The organism is Proteiniphilum acetatigenes DSM 18083, from assembly GCF_000380985.1.
GTDB classification, from domain to species: domain Bacteria; phylum Bacteroidota; class Bacteroidia; order Bacteroidales; family Dysgonomonadaceae; genus Proteiniphilum; species Proteiniphilum acetatigenes.
This window is the reverse complement of sequence record NZ_KB905702.1, coordinates 46,978-60,594: the sequence shown is the minus strand read 5'-3', so window position 1 is coordinate 60,594 and position 13,617 is coordinate 46,978. Positions and strand designations below refer to the sequence as shown.

Sequence of the window (13,617 nt, the reverse complement as noted above, 5' to 3'; positions counted from 1 at the left end):
TTTTATAGTATGTTCAGGAAAAAAGAAAAAGAATTTCAATATCCTCCCGTGATTGTAAAGATCATCGAGGATGTGGTTGGCGGTGGTACCATTGCCCGCGCCGACCTGAAAGGGGTGATCGATGAATTGCCTCCCGGCGTCGTGGTCGGAAAAGATGCGAACGGGCTGTATCACCCCGTGAAAACTGCAAAGGTGGTTGTGGTCGCTGCTGCTGCCGCTACTATATACAAGGTCGCAAAGAAAACCATCTTTAAAGTTGGTGAAATCGTGGCTTTGGGTGGATCTCTCGAAGGTGCCGCCGTAGCTATTACCGCCATTGACCGGTCGGATGAAGATTTCGACGCGATTACGGTTTCGGCCACTTTGGGGGCCGCTGCTGTTGGGGATGTATTGGTGTTGGCGAAAGAAGCCGCCGATGCCGGTGATGCGGAATTCAAGTACGAACCTCAATTCGTGACGATGAACAAGGTTGATACGACCGTTGCAAACCAGCAGTCCGGACTTTTGAGGATTGGTACCGTGAATGAGGCTGTAATGCCGTATCCGGTTGACGATGCGATCAAAGCGAAACTGAGAGGCGGTATATCGCTGATCACCTTCGCATAATTGTGTAACCCATTAAAAAGCATATAAATGGAAAGAAGTTTAATCAAACAAGTGAACCGGAAAAATATGGAAGCACGCCTGAACACCAGGCACGTGAAACCCGTGTATTTCCCTAATTTTTTCGGTATCAAAGCCAAAACATCCCTGAAATGGGAAACCCTTACGGGTGAAAAAGGGGCGCCGGTTATTGCCGACGTGATCAGCTATGACGCTTCCGCGCCTATCAAAAAGCGTGAAGTGATCGGCAAAATGTCCGGGGACATCCCGAAAACAGCTCTCAAGCGCGGGATGAACGAGAGTGACTGGAACGAATACCAGCAATTGAGCCGCGACGTTGCCGGTGACGCTGACCTGCAGGCGTTGCTCGACTTAGCCTTCAAAGATCAGGATTTCGTGTATAACGGTGTTCGTGGACGTTTTGAATGGTGGTGCATGCAACTTATGTCGAATGCCGGTTTCGTCCTCAACTCGACGAATAACAACGGCGTGGTAACCGAGGAGTTCGTCGGTTGCGGAATGCCGAACGCGAACAAAAGGGTAGCGTCCGTCAACTGGGCTACGACTGCTACCGCTGATGGGCTGCAAGATATCGAAGATACCGTAGTGGCCGCTGCCGCCGATGGCGTATCAATCAAGTACGTTATCATGCGGTCGGACACTTTTTCTCTTTTGAAAAAGCAAAAATCGACCGTTGACAAGCTGAAAGGCTGGGTGAACAACACCAACAAGCTGACCGTGACAAAACAGGTGATCAATGATTACTTGTCTGCTCAGGAAAACCCTGTTCAGATTGTTATTGTGAATCCCGCTGTTCGTATTGAGGACAAAGCTCACAACCGCACCACTGTGAATCCCTGGGAGGCTAACCGTGTTACCTTCCTGGAAGACCTGAAGGTTGGTGATATCCAGCATGGCCCCATTGCGGCTGAAAACAATGAAGCGTACAAGAAGCTGGCCATTACCGTGAAGAAAGACTTCGTCTTTATCTCAAAGTGGTCGGAACTGGAACCGTTCAAGGAGTGGACCAAGGCGGAAGCCAATGCCATCCCTGTGGTGAACGATCCGGATGCGATGTATATTCTTAAAACCGACGCGACCGCATGGCCGGAAGGTAATACGGAAGCAACCGACGAAGAATAAAATATGACCGTTCAAGAAACGATATTGTCTTTTCCCGGCCTGGCTGATTTTCCGGAAGCTTATCTCTCTCTCTTGTTGGCCGGTCGCTCCCTTAACGGGGCGGCCGAGCTCAACACGGTTGATGCAAAAACGGTAAACCTCACAATCGCCGATGCACTTTCGGCAGCCGTAAATTTGCCGGACTTCACGGAAAACAAACTCTCTATATCCTATCCCCGCAGCTATTTCGAGAAAACAGCGGCCCGGTTGTACAAAGAGAACGGAGAGCCGGAAAAGGCAAATACGATCACTAACAGAATATCCGTTCCGCGTGGCAAAGCAAGCGATATATGGTAAAACGATTCCGACATAAGGCACTTGTAACCGTCGAAATTGCAGGGCATGTGGAAAACGGCGAATGGGTTGAAGGGAGTACGGATACGGTCGAGATCATCGGCCGATTTGATCCTGTCGATACCAGCGACGTAATCCGGGTGAATGCAGCCGGTAATGAGGTCATTGTTCGTGGTGAATTCTACACTCCTATCAAGAAAATGGAAGGCGCCACGATCTTGGAAGTGCCGGAATTGGGCATAAAGCGTAATATCATTTGTTGGTTTCCCTGGCAATCGCATAACGTTATTTCAGTATGAGCAAGAAAGCCGGCATAACCCCATTATTTACCAAGTCTGATTTGAACCGTTGGATGAAGATCTTCGAGGACCGTGTACATGCAAAAACGTATACCCTGTTACAGGCGGCCGGTGAAATGTTTGTCAAATACGCACGTGAAAGCGGGAAGTATATCGACCATACCGGCAATTTGCGATCGTCAATTGGCTACGTGATAGTAGAGAATGGAAGTATCGAAGGCGATAATTTCAAGATCGTACAGTCCGGCACAGACGGGAAAGAGGGTGTTGAAAAAGCGAGGCGCCTGGCACGCACTCTCGCTAATACACACAACACCGGCATGGTCCTGATTGGCCTGGCTGGAATGGAGTACGCCGTATATGTTGAAGCGATGGAAAGCAAGGATGTTATTACGGCTGCCAATATCAAAACAGAGGAATGGATGCGGAAGGCGATTCAAACACAATTCGATAGAGCTTAAATATGGATGAATTCGATATCATAGATTTGGTTTACAACCACGTTGCAGCCGCCAATACAGGGCTGACGATTTATAAGGATAATTCGGCTACCGGCGTAGAAGAAAACCATATCGTTATATCCGGGATGGAATATCACGAATTCGACTGGCAAAATAAAATGCCGGTGAACGTGAATATTTTCATTAAGCTATACCCAAATGGAATGCCAAACCGTCCATTGATGCGTGAAGTGAAAAGGAAAGTCCGCACGGAACTAAAGAAAATCAAGCCGGAAAACGGGCAATATCGTGACGTTGAACTGTCAGGCTCAGTCAGGTTGACAGGTGCAAAAGAAAACTTCGATTGCACCAATATTAAAGTAATTATTAACACTCAAAAAAATATAGAAGATTATGAGTAGACCTATTGCAATGGGCGTAAAGGAAGTACGCCATTTTGACGTTGGTGACGGCGTTCCCGGCACCGCAAATCCAAAGACAATGCCGAATCCGTCGGAAAATGCGGTTGCATTCAATTTTTCTGATCCGGAAGAGGTCCGTATCCCGATTGAAGGTACGGACGAACCATTGTATTCTCACTTCAAGAAAGGATCAACGGATTACGTTGAGGTATCCTACCCCACACCCTCCAATGATATAATCAAAGAGGTCATGGGTGGCGTGCATAACGAAGGTACCGAGGCCGCCCCTCTCGATGAATGGCAGGAAGCTGTCAGCATTCCTTCGATCAACAAGACAATCGAGATCGAATCAATGCCGATCAACGGCAAAAAGGTTATCTACACGATCGTGAATGCGAAAATTGTGGCTAAATTTTCACAGGCTCCCACGAAAGATAACGTCGAGCTGCTGATGGTAAGGTATTATAAGCAGGCTGCCATATCTGCAGCCGGTGTGCAAGGGTACGCTTTCTCCAGGAAGGTTGTAGCCGTTCCTTAATTCTCTCTTTGTCATTTTTGATTGGGCCGGGCGTTATTGTCCGGCCTTTTATATATTAAAAGAAAAGTATGATTAAAGAATTCGTGCAACTCGAAGCAAATACGATAACCGAACAGTCGCTGAAAATCCCTTTTGATTTCAGCAACCGGGATAGCCTGCCGGCTGGTAAAGATCCCGGCGATTCGATTGTAATTTCTCCCATCACCGTTCGCACCTGGTTTAAATTGAAACCTCTTTTGTTGTCGATCGACAAATCGGATTTTGACAAGGTAATAGCGAAAGAAGATCCCCTCCCTGATGCAGAGCTAACCGAAGTAATTTCAAAGTATGATGATCTATTGATCGATATTCTTTGTATCGGGATACATAACAAAAAAAGTGATCCCCCGGCATGGTTTAAAGAAGTATTGAAAGATAATTGCACATGGAAAGATATCTACATCCTATTGAATGCAATCCTCTTCCGGATCGGTTATAACCCTTTTTGCAAATCTATCACGACCGTTCAGAGCGTGAGCCCAATGACGGAAGCGGAGATAATAGCCGCTCGAAAAAATCTCGAAAGCTGGATGAAAACAGACCGGTCAGCGGAGTAATGTTCCTGGTGAATGTCCAGGAAGCGCTGGGATTGTCCTATGAACAAACGCTTGATAGCAGTTTTACCCTCATCCGTGCGATGTTATCGGAATATTCATACCTCTGGAATGAACGGAACAAAGAAGAAAAATCCGGGGAAGACGAGGGCGGTGAATATGAATGGATTGAACTTCCTGATTGGGATGATCCTTCGAAAACTAACCGGGTGAAGAAGTATAAGGATATCGGGAAATTCATCAAGGCCGAAAAGAATTTGTGAGTTATATTTTATATTGTCTCATATCAAACTGTGATTTTATATTGTTAAGTTTTATAATAGTTAATTTGGGCCGGCCGTCTGTGAAGATAGCCGGTTTTTTATTCCGAAAAAATCAATCAAATATATTTTAATAGAAACAACGATTATGGATGAAGCTCTTATTAAATTGAAAGACATCGGCGCGTTGCTTCTAACCGGGTTGATAAGTATTTGTGTTGATTTTTACTTTGCATTTATCGCTCTTTTTGCAGGATTCTGCATCAATTTTATAACAGGGATGATAGCTGCAGCAAAGGAGAAAGAGGGGTTCAGTATGGAGAAGGCAAAAGAAGGCGTGAAGCTATTCGGTTTCTATATCACCGTCATTTTCGTCTTATATGCCATGACATTCTTTAAGGCTGAACTGCCGGAAACGGTTATCGTTTATTTTACTCTGATTGTGAGTTATTTTTACCTTACCAATTCATTCCGCAACGCAACGATTATCTTCCCAAAAGACAAGGCTATCCAATTCATCTATGAGATCTTGAGTACGGAGATATTTTTCCGTCTAAAAGAGTATTTAGGCTTAAAAAGGAAGAGCAGCAATGAATAGAACGATATTTTTCAGCGAAATAAGACATTCACTCTTTTCCGGTCGGCTCACTCAAAGCCAGGTCGACGGAATAAACTTCAAGTTGAATGCCTGGGAGCAATCCGGATATACTGATATTCGTTGGCTTGCCTATATGCTTGCCACTGTTTACCATGAGACGGATAAAAAAATGATCCCTATTGAAGAATATGGCAAAGGCTGGGGGAAACCGTACGGTCAGAAAATCAGGCACGACCGTAAACCCTACACTCATCCCGATAAAATCTACTACGGCCGGGGCGACGTGCAGTTAACGTGGTATGAGAATTACGAATTAATGGGCAAACTGTTAGATATCCCGTTACTCGAACAACCCGAACTGGCGTTAGTTCCCGAGATCAGCGCAAAGATCATGATCGAGGGTATGACGAAAGGGAAATCGAATAGAGGCGATTTTACAGGTGTTTCGCTTGAAAACTATTTCAACGTTACAAAAGATGATCCCGTCAATGCCCGGCGAATTATCAACGGTATAGATAAAGCCCACCTGATCGCAACGTATCACTATAAATTTCTATCAGCAATAAAAAACGCATCATGAGAAATCCAAAATTCAATATCGGAGAAAAAGTGTACCACATCACGCCCGACAGTGATCAGGGCGTGGTGTTGGATTGTAGATATTCCATGAGAGAAGGATCCTGGAGTTATATAGTGACGTTTGGGGCTGAAAAGGAAGCATTGTTGTATTATGAAGATGAATTAAGTACAAGTAAAACGTTTTGATGTGAAAAAGATATACCAAAGAAGGGTTGACCAGGGGCACGGAGATTGTATGCAGGCGGCAATGGCTTCCCTGTTTGATGATGAGTATGAAAATGTGCCAGCATTTATAGAGCATAATAATTGGTTTGAGTTGTTCTGTGATTATGTCGAGTCAAAAGGCTATGAATATGACGGGATGCTTCATAACAAGACCTGGGGAACATTGATGAACCCTACTTTTGAATGTCTGGAAGTCCCGAAATTCGACAAATGGTCTTTATTGACCGATGAAAACCTAAAGAATTATCAAGGGGTAGACGGACTATTTTATGCCTCTGTATTGTCTCCTAAATATTTTAACTGGTCGGATATGGACACACATGCCGTTATCTGTGATACAGATTTAAATATCGTCCATGATCCGAATAAAGATTACGAGAATATTAGGGCTTATCCTTTGAGTTCTGTAATAGGCTGTAACGGAATTATCAACGTCTCTATTTTTAAAAAGAAATGATGAAAATAATTTATAGACTAAAATATTATGACAAAAAGTATGAAATACATATTAGGGTTATTGCTGCTTTGCTCCGTTTTTTCAGGATGTAAAACCCGAACGGTATATGTACCAACCGAGCGTACAAAAATAGAATACAGAGACCGATATACGCTCGACAGCGTGTTTTACCGAGACACCGTTCAACTGTCAAGTCGAAATGATACCGTTTTTCGGGATGTGATAAAATGGCGGGAACGATTCAAGATCGTAAAGGATACCGTGAATTTGACTGACAGCATCCCTGTTATTGTCGAGGTTGAAGTACCGGTAAATTATCTCACCAAGTGGCAAAAAATCAGGCTGCAAATACTGAATATGATCGGCGCCCTTGTTGCGGTTTATGTTGCGTATAGTATTGGTCGAAAGAAATGGTTTTAGAGATACGAATATATAAAACAAAAATGAATATAAGGTTAAAGTTTATTGAGCGGATTGTTTTAACAGTCCGCTTTCTTATTTTTGTAAAATGAAGAAAGTATATTCATCGCGGCAATTTGATTTCTATCTCCCCGAGTTTTCAAAGTTAGAACTCGATTTTGCAGGAAATATCGCGGCCGGGTTCCCCTCTCCTGCGGAAGGATTGTCGGATGACAGGATCGACCTCAACAAGCTACTTATCAAACACCCGGATGCTACTTTCTATGCACGTGCAAAAGGGTTATCGATGAATAATGACTTTCAGGAAGGGGATATCCTGATCATAGATAGAAGCGAGGAATGGTCAGATAATAAGATAGCTCTTTGCTTTGTTGATGGGGAGTACACGTTGAAGCGGATAAGCATAAAAGACGGAAAATGCCTGTTGATCCCGTCAAATGAGGTGTTTCCCGTTTTAGAGATGAATAGCGAGGTAATTATCTGGGGTATAGTCATATTTTCAATAAGGAAACATTAATGTTCGCTCTGGTAGACTGCAATAACTTCTATGCGAGTTGCGAGAGGGTGTTTAATCCTTCCCTCAACGATAAACCTGTTGTTGTTTTAAGCAATAATGACGGGTGTGTTATTGCACGTTCTAACGAGGCAAAAGCACTGGGAATACCGATGGGGGCACCCGCATTCGAGTATGACCTGTTGTTCAGAAGGCATAACGTAAAGGTTTTTTCAGCAAATTTCTCTCTTTACGGAGATATGAGCGCACGGGTGATGAATATCCTTTCGAATTACTCTCCCATGCAGGAAATTCACTCTATTGACGAGTGTTTCCTTGACCTAATCGGGATAGACGTAGATTACAGGGAATACGGATTAAAAATGCGTGAACATATCCTGAAATGGACAGGGATTCCCATCGGGGTAGGTATAGCTCCGACAAAAGCACTTTGCAAAGTAGCAAACCGGATCGCAAAGAAATTTCCCCAATTAGGAGGCGTTCACGTGATAGACACCGAGGAAAAAAGAATCAAGGCTTTGAAATGGCTGGATGTGTCAGATGTATGGGGTATCGGCAGACGGAACGCTAAGAAGCTTTATGCAATCGGGGTAAAAACAGCATACGACTTCACCCTATTACCCGAAAGCTGGGTGATGAAACACATGACCATTACAGGCATAAGGCTTCAAAAAGACCTTAAGGGAATACCTTCAATCGAGATGGAATTACCCGAAAAGAAACAGTCAATAGCGACTACACGGTCATTCGACAAGGAATACCGGTCTTTTGACGAGATGAGGGAGCGGATCACTACATTTACCTCACTGGGAGCAGAAAAGCTACGTGCTCAAAATTCGATGTGCAAACGGTTGATGGTGTTTATCGAGACTAACAGATTCAAGGATGAGGACAACTTCTACTCTAATAGTATTGTAGTAAAAATACCATTCCCGACTTCATCCACCCTCGAGATAAACAAATTTGCCGTCACCGGATTAAAAAGTATTTTCAGGGAACACAGGAATTACAAGCGTGCTGGTGTGGTGTTGATGGATTTCGTTGATACAAGCGAATATCAGCCGGATTTGTTCTTGAACTCAAATCCAAAGCATACCAAACTGATGCAATCGATCGACAAACTGAACAAGAAATACGGGCAGCAATTGATAAGATTAGGAAGTCAGGATAAGAAAGTACATAAGATGAAACAGGAACGTTTATCACGGGCGTTCACAACTAACATTAACGAAATAATCGAAGTCAAGGCATAATGTGTTTTACCGTATCAGTTGAAAAAAAAGCAAAAGAGGCAATAAAAGATTACCTAAAAAGTAACAAGGGTGTTCAATTCGATATCTACTTCGAGGATTACTACCTCGTTTCAGGTTTCGCACATCCCAAACTACCCGTCATAAAGCAGGACACGATAACCCTCTCCGAGTGGGGATTGATACCCTCATTCGTCTATTCTGAGGAAATGGCCTTGGACATGAAGTCCAAAACACTGAACGCCCGGAGCGATACGATACACGAAAAAAGGTCGTACAAGGATGCCATTAAATCACAACGCTGCGTTTTGATAGTTGATGGTTTCTTTGAATGGCGGCATGAAGAAAAGAAAATACCGTTTTACATCTACCCTAAAGATGAAACAGTTTTTTATTTGGGATGCATCTACAATTCATGGGTGAACAAACTGACAGGAGAAATACACGACACATTCTCGATCATCACGACCGATGCGAATCCGATGATGGAGTACATCCATAACTCTAAAAAGAGGATGCCCCTTATACTTCACAAAAATAACGTGGCGAAGTGGATTAATCCAGAAACGCCACAGTCCGAAATAGATGAATTGATGAAACCTTACACTGAAAGCCTGATGACTTCTCATATTATCTCGACCGATGCAGGTAACAGTCGTAAGAATAGGAACGTGGCAAATATAAAATGTCAAATTAAATAAGATTTCACTTCATCAATCGCTTCTTTCACACTCCGGGCAATAATATACTTGCTGCCACATTTCTCCGCCTGCATTTGAAATTCTTTCTGCTCGTCGGACTGTCTACCCGTTTTTGTTTTGAATTCAATACAGAGGCTCGCAAAGCCCTTTTTCGGGATAAGTAGAATGGCATCCGCTACCCCACTCTTCACACCTTGCCGTTTCAGATTAGCAGCTTCGATTTTATTGCGTGATCCTCCATTTGGTACAGCGAATAAAAGTTTATCCGGAATATGAGGAAAAAACAGTTTAACCTGATTGAAAAATTCAGATTGGATATCCGCCTCCTCGCTTGAATGCTTCCGCTTCTTCTTTTCCCCGGCATCTTTCTTATCCATGTAGCATTGATAGCACATATAGCCCGCATCGGTAGAAATAACCGATGCGGTTTGCTTTTTACAGGATATACAGGTTTGAAGATTCATCTTATTTGTTCTATGGTATCATAACCAAGGGAAACGGCCAAGCCATATTCTATGGCCGCACCTCTTGACTGTTTCCAATTCTTCAAAAGATAGATCGTATCACATTCAAGGAGCAGCTTTATATCTGCTTTCATGTGTTCAATCCATCCATGATTTACAGTTAACCCGTTATCCAGCGGATTGACAACTGTGAACCCTTCCTCTTTTAATCGTTGTTCGGCTTCGTTGAAATTCCGCTCCACTTCATCGAATGGAAGGCCTGTTATTTGACCGGAAATGTAGATCTTCATATCATCTATATTTTATTGTTTTATTCTCAAAATGTAAATGACACTCCATATCACCCCGCCAATAGAAAACGTTCCTTAGTTCTCCCAGGTCGGTATAATCTCTTTCCGCATACTCCCAACAATCAACGATCCTGCCTATATGCATATCATTCAGACCAGGGAATAATTCTTTTACCCACTTCCATTTTTTGTTTCGCTGTTTTCGATATTCTTTTGTATCCATTATTTTACTCTCCTATATTTCAATATCATCACTCAAATAATACAATACATGCTTCCTTATAAATAGCCGGAAGCGGGCTTTCAATCGTAGTTTCATGATCAATATCTAAACTTTGTGAAATGTATAATCGCCATTGGCTTTGTTAAATCGTAACTCCTGAACCATTCTCTAAAATCGTCAAATGAAAGACCGTCATTTTTTGCGAGGATTTCTAAATTCCAGTATTTGATTTCTCCATCGACTAACTGACTACTGAAAAAGCCCCCTGAGAAACTTAACAGTTGCACGCCTACTCCGTCATCCTTCGCCAATCGGCAAATCTCAACTTGTTTTGAACGATAAGGTTTGCCCGACCAGTATCGGAGAGAGAGAACCGCCTTGCCTTCTTGAACCTCCTTGATCCGGTTTGCCCATAGTTCGAAATTGGCCCGTATGGTGTGGATTTTTTCAGGTGGTTTTTGAAAGCATTCTTGGACAAGTTTGTGTTTATATCTGTCCCCCTGCCCTGATAATATTTTCTCTCTAAAAAAAGTTTCTTCACCTCTTCTCTTATGTGTAGCCGGAAAATAGCGGCTAACGATAATTACGTAAGTTTTCATTTCTGCATATTTCTTTTTATTTCTACCTGAATAACATCGAGGTTATCCTCGATGTAGTCCTTAACCGCCTTGTCGCATTTATCATTATCGTACAACCACATGAGGTATTCGGCTGGTACGTTTCCCATCTTTTCGCCTTTATGTTTACCCCAAGGCATTATTGAATCATCGTTCATCATAATATTAAAATTCTATAGGTTTCCATTTAGTGAAATTCTCACAATACCCGGCAACAGAATTATACTGCTTGTTTTCACGGCTATCTTTTTCATAAATAGCCATATCGTCATTATTATTAGTTACTATGATTTTTTGGCCATCTTTCGGCTTGTCATGTTTTGAACACCATGAATTCGCTATCGCTCGCATTGCTTCCGCTCCAGCCATAAAGTCGTTTTTGACCGAGGTGAAAAACACCTTCGCAGCCATAGAATTAGTGTCTGAATATTTTTCGTTCATATATTTCAAAGCGTATTCGTCCGCTTTCCGCTCTATTTGTCCTTCGTAGTCCATTTTTCAATAGTTTTTCAATCTCAATTTTGTTTCAGGCTGCAATCCTACTCTCAACCTGAACCTCTCATTTTTAATAGTCTCATTCCGTTTCCGGTGAACACGTTCGATCAGCTCCGGATTATCCTTCATTGCCGGCACGTGGCCCGGTTTGAAACGGTATTTCTCACTGCCGGGAACACTCCATCCTTTTTGACCTTTTGTCGGGTTTGGTCGCCTGGCTTCCCTTGCCATCTGTGATATTTCTTTCCTGTTTTTATCCAGGAATCCCCGCTCCTTCTCCAATCCCAATTCCCGGGCTTTACGTATCATTGTCCGTAAACTCACACCCAATTCATCGGCAAGGTCACGGTTGAATGAAGTGGCGAATTTTGAGGTGATAATTTCGATCATTTCATCGCTCCATTCAATGCCGGCAGTCCGTCGTTTTGGTTTGGCGACAACCGGAAGGCTCAATTCGTAATATCTCGAGAAATCAGAATCCATTATCAACAGTTTCTTTTTGATTAAAAAGTTTGGCTATCAGGTCTACGATGTTTTCAGGAATTTCATCCGTACTACCGGTAACGGCATTGGCGATCGCTTTCTTCATCTGGATGATCTGGTAAACCTTTTCATCGATTGTCTTTTTACCGAGAAAGTAATAGCATGTAACGCTGTCTTTTTGCCCTATCCTGTGCGTTCTGTCCTCACATTGCACGCAATCGGCATAAGTCCATGGGAATTCAACAAACGCAACGTTTGAGGCCGCTGTAAGCGTTAAACCAACGCCTGCCGCCTTGATAGAACAAATGATGATATCCGTTTTGGGATTATTCTGGAAACTATCGATAGCCGCTTGTTTTTGCTCCTGGTTCTCCCGGCCTGTTACCGATACTGCAGATGGGAAAGCAGCTTTCAGGCCGTCAACCACTTCATGGAGTGAGCAGAATAATACGATCTTTTGCCCCTGTTCCCGGAAGTCCTGAACGAACTCAACTACTTCTTTAATCTTCCCACGTGCGGAAACCTGCCGGAGTATATTGATACGTACCATTACTTCACCCCGGAGCGCCCTTTGTATCTTTTCGTCGGTAGCGTCCTTGTATTTGATCAGGTATGAGATCAAATCCTTTTCAGCATCCATATATTCTTTCCGGTTAGTGATATCGCAAACCATTGTTTGCCTGATTTTATCCGGAAGATCCTTTAATACCTTTGCCTTTTCACGCCGGAACATGCAATTAGTCCAAAGCTTATAGTTCAACTCCTTTAGGTTACTCGCTTCGTTAGGCCCGGAGCAATACCGTTGAACGAAATGTTTATAACCGCCGAAATCTTCCATTCGTCCTAATATGGATAATTGCGGTACCAGGTCCTTTGGTTTGTTCACTACCGGAGTACCGGTAAGTTGGATGATCCATTCTTTACCGGATGCAATCCCTTTGGTGAATTTTGATTGCTGTGTGGCCGATGATTTGCACCGGTGCGATTCGTCAATAATCACTGATTTGAAAAGATTGATTGTGTTGCGGAACTCAACATCTCGAAGCGTCCAGCGTTCTTTTTTCTTGATCCGCAAAACGAAGTATTTCTTCAGTGATTCATAATTCACGATAAACACCTGGTGCAATCCGGTTTGCCAATAGAACGGCCAACTATCCTTTGCACTATCGGATAGGATCATCGCCTTTTTATCTGTGAATTTATTCCATTCCCGCTCCCAGTTGATCTTGAGCGATGCCGGACAAATCACCAGGCACGGGAATGCATCCGCAAGGTTTATCGTAGCGATTGACTGCATACTTTTTCCGAGACCCGGTTCGTCCGTGTTCATAAACCGCTTCAATTCGAGTCCTCTTTGAATTCCTTCCAGTTGGTACGGATAGGGATTTATCTTCAAATTATGGGGCTGAGAAAGCGGCTTTAATTCCGGCAAATCATACACAACATCCTCGACGGTTTTCGGTGCATCATTCTCAAACATGACAGTCTCGAATCGTTGAACGTAGCTGATAAGCCGATCCAACTGTTCCCGTTGAGATACCGGAACAGTCCATTCTTTTGTTCTTCCGTCAAATCTACGCCCGTCGATCTTCTTAACTGCATCCACGATGGATGGACGATACCGGAAACTGATACGATAAAAACCGCGAGGATCTATACTTACATTCATA

At 43.2% G+C, this 13,617-nt stretch carries 25 protein-coding genes; 17 read left to right on the top strand and 8 right to left on the bottom strand.

What is annotated here, in order from left to right; all coding sequences use genetic code 11:
* Window positions 1-9 precede the first annotated feature (9 nt).
* The 17 genes from F597_RS0114940 (at window position 10) to F597_RS0114860 (ending at window position 9,375) form a co-directional block, all read left to right on the top strand.
* Window positions 10-606 (top strand): hypothetical protein, encoded by a 597-nt coding sequence (locus F597_RS0114940; RefSeq protein ID WP_019540566.1) that lies wholly within the window; start codon window positions 10-12, stop codon window positions 604-606.
* Between the two features lie 27 nt (window positions 607-633).
* A complete protein-coding gene (locus tag F597_RS0114935; RefSeq protein WP_019540565.1) occupies window positions 634-1,746 on the top strand; it encodes a major capsid protein in 1,113 nt (370 codons plus the stop codon).
* A gap of 3 nt (window positions 1,747-1,749) precedes the next feature.
* Window positions 1,750-2,082, top strand: coding sequence for a DUF6706 family protein (locus F597_RS0114930; protein WP_019540564.1), 333 nt, complete (start codon window positions 1,750-1,752; stop codon window positions 2,080-2,082).
* Window positions 2,076-2,378, top strand: a complete 303-nt coding sequence (locus F597_RS0114925) for a hypothetical protein (protein ID WP_019540563.1) — start codon at window positions 2,076-2,078, stop codon at window positions 2,376-2,378. Before F597_RS0114930 ends, F597_RS0114925 begins: the two co-directional genes overlap by 7 nt.
* Window positions 2,375-2,839 (top strand): HK97 gp10 family phage protein, encoded by a 465-nt coding sequence (locus F597_RS0114920; RefSeq protein WP_019540562.1) that lies wholly within the window; start codon window positions 2,375-2,377, stop codon window positions 2,837-2,839. The genes F597_RS0114925 and F597_RS0114920 overlap by 4 nt, the downstream gene beginning before the upstream one ends.
* Before the next feature lie 2 nt (window positions 2,840-2,841).
* Window positions 2,842-3,240: a hypothetical protein gene (locus F597_RS0114915; protein ID WP_019540561.1), complete on the top strand. Its 399-nt coding sequence runs from the start codon at window positions 2,842-2,844 to the stop codon at window positions 3,238-3,240.
* The gene (locus F597_RS0114910) at window positions 3,233-3,778 is read left to right on the top strand and encodes a hypothetical protein (protein ID WP_026327507.1); all 546 of its coding nucleotides are present in this window, start codon (window positions 3,233-3,235) and stop codon (window positions 3,776-3,778) included. The genes F597_RS0114915 and F597_RS0114910 overlap by 8 nt, the downstream gene beginning before the upstream one ends.
* A gap of 68 nt (window positions 3,779-3,846) precedes the next feature.
* The gene (locus tag F597_RS0114905; RefSeq protein WP_019540559.1) at window positions 3,847-4,374 is read left to right on the top strand and encodes a hypothetical protein; all 528 of its coding nucleotides are present in this window, start codon (window positions 3,847-3,849) and stop codon (window positions 4,372-4,374) included.
* Window positions 4,374-4,634 carry a hypothetical protein gene (locus F597_RS0114900; RefSeq protein ID WP_019540558.1) on the top strand — a complete coding sequence of 87 codons (261 nt, stop codon included), beginning with the start codon at window positions 4,374-4,376 and terminating at the stop codon, window positions 4,632-4,634. The genes F597_RS0114905 and F597_RS0114900 overlap by 1 nt, the downstream gene beginning before the upstream one ends.
* A 145-nt stretch (window positions 4,635-4,779) precedes the next feature.
* Window positions 4,780-5,229, top strand: a complete 450-nt coding sequence (locus F597_RS0114895) for a phage holin family protein (protein ID WP_019540557.1) — start codon at window positions 4,780-4,782, stop codon at window positions 5,227-5,229.
* Complete coding sequence (locus F597_RS0114890; protein ID WP_019540556.1) at window positions 5,222-5,809, top strand: lysozyme family protein; 588 nt, start codon at window positions 5,222-5,224, stop codon at window positions 5,807-5,809. Before F597_RS0114895 ends, F597_RS0114890 begins: the two co-directional genes overlap by 8 nt.
* Window positions 5,806-5,994 carry a hypothetical protein gene (locus tag F597_RS0114885; RefSeq protein WP_019540555.1) on the top strand — a complete coding sequence of 63 codons (189 nt, stop codon included), beginning with the start codon at window positions 5,806-5,808 and terminating at the stop codon, window positions 5,992-5,994. Before F597_RS0114890 ends, F597_RS0114885 begins: the two co-directional genes overlap by 4 nt.
* Before the next feature lies 1 nt (window position 5,995).
* A complete protein-coding gene (locus F597_RS0114880) occupies window positions 5,996-6,490 on the top strand; it encodes a hypothetical protein (protein WP_157279163.1) in 495 nt (164 codons plus the stop codon).
* A gap of 39 nt (window positions 6,491-6,529) precedes the next feature.
* Window positions 6,530-6,910: a hypothetical protein gene (locus F597_RS0114875; RefSeq protein ID WP_026327505.1), complete on the top strand. Its 381-nt coding sequence runs from the start codon at window positions 6,530-6,532 to the stop codon at window positions 6,908-6,910.
* Between the two features lie 88 nt (window positions 6,911-6,998).
* A complete protein-coding gene (locus tag F597_RS0114870) occupies window positions 6,999-7,427 on the top strand; it encodes a LexA family protein (RefSeq protein WP_019540552.1) in 429 nt (142 codons plus the stop codon).
* A complete protein-coding gene (locus tag F597_RS0114865) occupies window positions 7,427-8,677 on the top strand; it encodes a Y-family DNA polymerase (protein ID WP_019540551.1) in 1,251 nt (416 codons plus the stop codon). The genes F597_RS0114870 and F597_RS0114865 overlap by 1 nt, the downstream gene beginning before the upstream one ends.
* On the top strand, window positions 8,677-9,375 hold the full coding sequence (locus F597_RS0114860) for an SOS response-associated peptidase (RefSeq protein WP_019540550.1): 699 nt from the start codon (window positions 8,677-8,679) through the stop codon (window positions 9,373-9,375). Before F597_RS0114865 ends, F597_RS0114860 begins: the two co-directional genes overlap by 1 nt.
* On the opposite strand, the gene F597_RS0114855 is transcribed toward F597_RS0114860, so the two are convergent.
* From F597_RS0114855 to F597_RS0114820, 8 genes are all read right to left on the bottom strand, one after another.
* Window positions 9,363-9,839 (bottom strand): VRR-NUC domain-containing protein, encoded by a 477-nt coding sequence (locus F597_RS0114855; RefSeq protein WP_019540549.1) that lies wholly within the window; start codon window positions 9,837-9,839, stop codon window positions 9,363-9,365. The two genes, F597_RS0114860 and F597_RS0114855, sit on opposite strands and share 13 nt — an antisense overlap.
* Window positions 9,836-10,129 (bottom strand): DUF4406 domain-containing protein, encoded by a 294-nt coding sequence (locus F597_RS0114850; RefSeq protein ID WP_019540548.1) that lies wholly within the window; start codon window positions 10,127-10,129, stop codon window positions 9,836-9,838. The genes F597_RS0114855 and F597_RS0114850 overlap by 4 nt, the downstream gene beginning before the upstream one ends.
* A gap of 1 nt (window position 10,130) precedes the next feature.
* Window positions 10,131-10,352, bottom strand: a complete 222-nt coding sequence (locus F597_RS0114845; protein WP_019540547.1) for a hypothetical protein — start codon at window positions 10,350-10,352, stop codon at window positions 10,131-10,133.
* A gap of 98 nt (window positions 10,353-10,450) precedes the next feature.
* On the bottom strand, window positions 10,451-10,951 hold the full coding sequence (locus tag F597_RS0114840) for a hypothetical protein (RefSeq protein WP_019540546.1): 501 nt from the start codon (window positions 10,949-10,951) through the stop codon (window positions 10,451-10,453).
* Window positions 10,948-11,109 carry a putative quorum-sensing-regulated virulence factor gene (locus F597_RS0114835; RefSeq protein WP_281167194.1) on the bottom strand — a complete coding sequence of 54 codons (162 nt, stop codon included), beginning with the start codon at window positions 11,107-11,109 and terminating at the stop codon, window positions 10,948-10,950. Before F597_RS0114835 ends, F597_RS0114840 begins: the two co-directional genes overlap by 4 nt.
* Before the next feature lie 25 nt (window positions 11,110-11,134).
* Window positions 11,135-11,464, bottom strand: coding sequence for a hypothetical protein (locus F597_RS0114830; protein WP_019540544.1), 330 nt, complete (start codon window positions 11,462-11,464; stop codon window positions 11,135-11,137).
* A gap of 3 nt (window positions 11,465-11,467) precedes the next feature.
* Window positions 11,468-11,947 carry a hypothetical protein gene (locus tag F597_RS21745; RefSeq protein WP_019540543.1) on the bottom strand — a complete coding sequence of 160 codons (480 nt, stop codon included), beginning with the start codon at window positions 11,945-11,947 and terminating at the stop codon, window positions 11,468-11,470.
* Window positions 11,937-13,616: a DEAD/DEAH box helicase gene (locus F597_RS0114820; RefSeq protein ID WP_019540542.1), complete on the bottom strand. Its 1,680-nt coding sequence runs from the start codon at window positions 13,614-13,616 to the stop codon at window positions 11,937-11,939. The genes F597_RS21745 and F597_RS0114820 overlap by 11 nt, the downstream gene beginning before the upstream one ends.
* Window position 13,617 lies beyond the last annotated feature (1 nt).

What these genes read in the sequence shown, in the direction of transcription:
- F597_RS0114895 (WP_019540557.1), top strand. Translation starts at nt 4,780, where the DNA reads ATGGATGAAGCTCTTATTAAATTGAAAGACATCGGCGCGTTGCTTCTA.
- F597_RS0114890 (WP_019540556.1), top strand. Translation starts at nt 5,222, where the DNA reads ATGAATAGAACGATATTTTTCAGCGAAATAAGACATTCACTCTTTTCC.
- F597_RS0114900 (WP_019540558.1), top strand. Translation starts at nt 4,374, where the DNA reads ATGTTCCTGGTGAATGTCCAGGAAGCGCTGGGATTGTCCTATGAACAA.
- F597_RS0114910 (WP_026327507.1), top strand. Translation starts at nt 3,233, where the DNA reads ATGAGTAGACCTATTGCAATGGGCGTAAAGGAAGTACGCCATTTTGAC.
- F597_RS0114925 (WP_019540563.1), top strand. Translation starts at nt 2,076, where the DNA reads ATGGTAAAACGATTCCGACATAAGGCACTTGTAACCGTCGAAATTGCA.
- F597_RS0114870 (WP_019540552.1), top strand. Translation starts at nt 6,999, where the DNA reads ATGAAGAAAGTATATTCATCGCGGCAATTTGATTTCTATCTCCCCGAG.
- F597_RS0114865 (WP_019540551.1), top strand. Translation starts at nt 7,427, where the DNA reads ATGTTCGCTCTGGTAGACTGCAATAACTTCTATGCGAGTTGCGAGAGG.
- F597_RS0114930 (WP_019540564.1), top strand. Translation starts at nt 1,750, where the DNA reads ATGACCGTTCAAGAAACGATATTGTCTTTTCCCGGCCTGGCTGATTTT.
- F597_RS0114885 (WP_019540555.1), top strand. Translation starts at nt 5,806, where the DNA reads ATGAGAAATCCAAAATTCAATATCGGAGAAAAAGTGTACCACATCACG.
- F597_RS0114835 (WP_281167194.1), bottom strand. Translation starts at nt 11,109, where the DNA reads ATGCCTTGGGGTAAACATAAAGGCGAAAAGATGGGAAACGTACCAGCC.
- F597_RS0114940 (WP_019540566.1), top strand. Translation starts at nt 10, where the DNA reads ATGTTCAGGAAAAAAGAAAAAGAATTTCAATATCCTCCCGTGATTGTA.
- F597_RS0114855 (WP_019540549.1), bottom strand. Translation starts at nt 9,839, where the DNA reads ATGAATCTTCAAACCTGTATATCCTGTAAAAAGCAAACCGCATCGGTT.
- F597_RS0114915 (WP_019540561.1), top strand. Translation starts at nt 2,842, where the DNA reads ATGGATGAATTCGATATCATAGATTTGGTTTACAACCACGTTGCAGCC.
- F597_RS0114920 (WP_019540562.1), top strand. Translation starts at nt 2,375, where the DNA reads ATGAGCAAGAAAGCCGGCATAACCCCATTATTTACCAAGTCTGATTTG.
- F597_RS0114860 (WP_019540550.1), top strand. Translation starts at nt 8,677, where the DNA reads ATGTGTTTTACCGTATCAGTTGAAAAAAAAGCAAAAGAGGCAATAAAA.
- F597_RS0114905 (WP_019540559.1), top strand. Translation starts at nt 3,847, where the DNA reads ATGATTAAAGAATTCGTGCAACTCGAAGCAAATACGATAACCGAACAG.
- F597_RS0114935 (WP_019540565.1), top strand. Translation starts at nt 634, where the DNA reads ATGGAAAGAAGTTTAATCAAACAAGTGAACCGGAAAAATATGGAAGCA.
- F597_RS0114840 (WP_019540546.1), bottom strand. Translation starts at nt 10,951, where the DNA reads ATGAAAACTTACGTAATTATCGTTAGCCGCTATTTTCCGGCTACACAT.
- F597_RS0114830 (WP_019540544.1), bottom strand. Translation starts at nt 11,464, where the DNA reads ATGGACTACGAAGGACAAATAGAGCGGAAAGCGGACGAATACGCTTTG.
- F597_RS0114845 (WP_019540547.1), bottom strand. Translation starts at nt 10,352, where the DNA reads ATGGATACAAAAGAATATCGAAAACAGCGAAACAAAAAATGGAAGTGG.
- F597_RS0114820 (WP_019540542.1), bottom strand. Translation starts at nt 13,616, where the DNA reads ATGAATGTAAGTATAGATCCTCGCGGTTTTTATCGTATCAGTTTCCGG.
- F597_RS0114875 (WP_026327505.1), top strand. Translation starts at nt 6,530, where the DNA reads ATGAAATACATATTAGGGTTATTGCTGCTTTGCTCCGTTTTTTCAGGA.
- F597_RS0114850 (WP_019540548.1), bottom strand. Translation starts at nt 10,129, where the DNA reads ATGAAGATCTACATTTCCGGTCAAATAACAGGCCTTCCATTCGATGAA.
- F597_RS21745 (WP_019540543.1), bottom strand. Translation starts at nt 11,947, where the DNA reads ATGGATTCTGATTTCTCGAGATATTACGAATTGAGCCTTCCGGTTGTC.